We start from the raw sequence: 2,491 nt of genomic DNA on the forward strand, positions 1-2,491 counted from the left end.
ATCTTGCCAACGYGATTGGTAAGCGCTCAACCAAACCACCTGTTCTAATAAGTTCAGAACCGTTATTCTCAAAATTTTTGAAGAGGATAATGCATGACCTTAACCGCGCATTGGATACACCACCTGAACACTTGGCAAAGCAGCGGAATGACGCAAGCGGCGTATTGCCGACAGCATCGGCTTAATGTCAAAACCTTTGCCGCGCGGCTGCACGATTTTAGAAATCAACATTCCACACCGGCGTTCATTCCCGTTCAGATACAGGAACCGCCACCGGCAACTGCTTTGCTGGTATTGCATACCGGTCACGGCTCACGACTGGAACTACCGATAACCGTTTCTGCAGCGTGGCTGGCTGAGTTGCTGCGATGCCTGGCTTGATCGAAACACCCGCGCAAATTTGGCTAGCCGTGGCACCGGTGGATATGCGTAAAGGCATAGACGGACTGTCCGCGCTTGTCCAGCAGGCGCTAGGCTCTGTGCCGTGCGCGGGCGCGGCTTTTGTTTTTCGCAATCGAGCCGGAACTCGGCTGAAACTGTTACTGTGGGACGGCAATGGTGTTTGGCTGTGTCAACGCCGCTTGCATCGCGGTCATTTTATCTGGCCGCGACACGAAGAGGCGGTGTTTTTGGTCACTGAAGCGCAATGGCGCTGGCTCGTAGCTGGGGTCGATTGGCAACGCTTGTCAGCGCTTCCATCGGCGGATTGGCAACCTTGAAAGCGCTGTTTTGAGTCCTAAAAAAAAATCGCTTAAACCCAGTATTGATAAGGCTTTCAGGCGTTTTTTTTTTGGTATAATAACCACCATGAAAACACTCGCCGACATCGACCGTTTAGACTTCGAACCAGCCGCCAAAAGCCAAGTGGTGGATATGATTCGGGTGTTGCTTGACCAAACGGTACAGGATAGAGAGTTGCTGCAGCTCAAAGACGCGCAAATTCAAGCTAAAGACGCCGTCATCCGGGCCAAAGACTTCAAAATCGAAGCCCTAACCCACGAGCTCGCCCATCTCCGGCGCATCCGTTTTGGCGTCAAAAGCGAAACCCTATCGCCGCTGCAACGCGACGTGTTCGAAGAAACTTTGGACGCGGACCTCGCCGCCATTGACTCGGAAATCGAGCAACTCCAAGACGATCAGCCCGGCGATACGGTGGCGAAACCCAAACGTCCGCGTGCGGGTCGCCAACCCTTACCCGTGCATTTGCCGCGTATCGAACACCGTCACGAACCGGAATCCTGCACCTGCGGTCAATGCGGCAAAGACTTGGTCAAAATCGGCGAAGATGTCACTGAGCAACTGGATGTTGAACCCGCTAAGTTTTTCGTGCATCGCCACATTCGCCCCCAATATGCCTGCCGTGCTTGCGAAACCGTCACTGCGGCGCCGATTCCACCGGCGGTGATCGATGGCGGTATGGCCGCCGTGGGTCTGTTAGTCTGGCTGATCATCAATAAATACCAAGACCATTTGCCGCTGTACCGATTAGAACAAATCGCCGCGCGCGAAGGCGTTAACCTTGCCCGGTCAACGCTGGCGGAATGGGTGGGTCGTGTCGGGGTAGCGCTAAAACCGTTGGCGGAGCGATTAAAGTGGCATTTATTGCAAGGCAACACCTTGCTGGCCGACGAAACGCCGGTGTCGCAGCTAGAACCCGGCACCGGCAAGACGCGCAAAGCCTATTTGTGGGCTTACCGCAGCAACGATTTGCAACCCGGACCGCGCATCATCGTCTTTGACTATCAAACCGGTCGCAGCGGCAGCCATGCGCGCGAGTTTCTCGGCGATTGGCGAGGCCATCTCATGGTCGATGATTATGCCGGCTATAAGGCCTTATTTACTGACACTGGCGACGCCGGTGCCTGTATAGAACTCGGTTGTTTCGCACATGCCCGACGCAAATTCTTTGACTTGCACCAGGCTAATCACAGCCCGATAGCGTTAGAGGCGCTAAACCGAATAGCTGAGCTATATGCGGTAGAAGCCGAAGCTAAGACCCTGACCATTGCTGAGCGGCAAGCCTTACGCGCCGAAAAAAGCCTACCGGCACTAGCCTCTTTGCACGCTTGGCTCATGGCAACCCGCGCCAAAACCGCACCTGGCGGCGCCACTGCCAAGGCTTTAGATTACAGCCTCAAACGCTGGCCGGCGCTTTGTCGCTACGCCGAAACCGGACACTTGCCGATTGACAACAACCCGACCGAGAATTGCATTCGACCTATCGCGATTGGCAAAAAAAAAACTGGTTATTCGTGGGTTCTGAACGGGCTGGCGACCGTGCCGCAGCGATTCAAACCTTATTAGGGACGGCTAAACTCAATGGCTTAAACCCTACCGAATGGCTCAAGGATACTTTGGAAAAATTACCGACTTGGCCCAACAGTCGTATCGATGAGTTGCTGCCTTTTGCAACGGCAAATTCCGAGACAGTTAAGGATCAGAATGTCTTTTAGAAAACAACGTGGCTAGATTGAACGGTTACAAAAACTAT

Annotated in this window: 2 protein-coding genes and 1 pseudogene; all 3 read left to right on the top strand. The window is 53.8% G+C overall.

Annotated elements, in window-relative coordinates; all coding sequences use genetic code 11:
- Positions 1-93: 93 nt before the first annotated feature.
- Entirely contained in the window at positions 94-381 is a 288-nt protein-coding gene (tnpA, locus tag VZ94_RS21560) for an IS66 family insertion sequence element accessory protein TnpA (RefSeq protein WP_045780822.1), read from the top strand.
- Positions 369-719, top strand: coding sequence for an IS66 family insertion sequence element accessory protein TnpB (gene tnpB, locus VZ94_RS21565; RefSeq protein WP_045780823.1), 351 nt, complete (start codon positions 369-371; stop codon positions 717-719). The genes tnpA and tnpB overlap by 13 nt, the downstream gene beginning before the upstream one ends.
- Positions 720-873: 154 nt before the next feature.
- Positions 874-2,453 (top strand): annotated as a pseudogene (tnpC, locus tag VZ94_RS21570) (IS66 family transposase).
- Positions 2,454-2,491: the final 38 nt, after the last annotated feature.

Origin of the sequence: Methylocucumis oryzae (assembly GCF_000963695.1) — a bacterium.
Taxonomy (GTDB): Bacteria; Pseudomonadota; Gammaproteobacteria; order Methylococcales; family Methylomonadaceae; genus Methylovulum; species Methylovulum oryzae.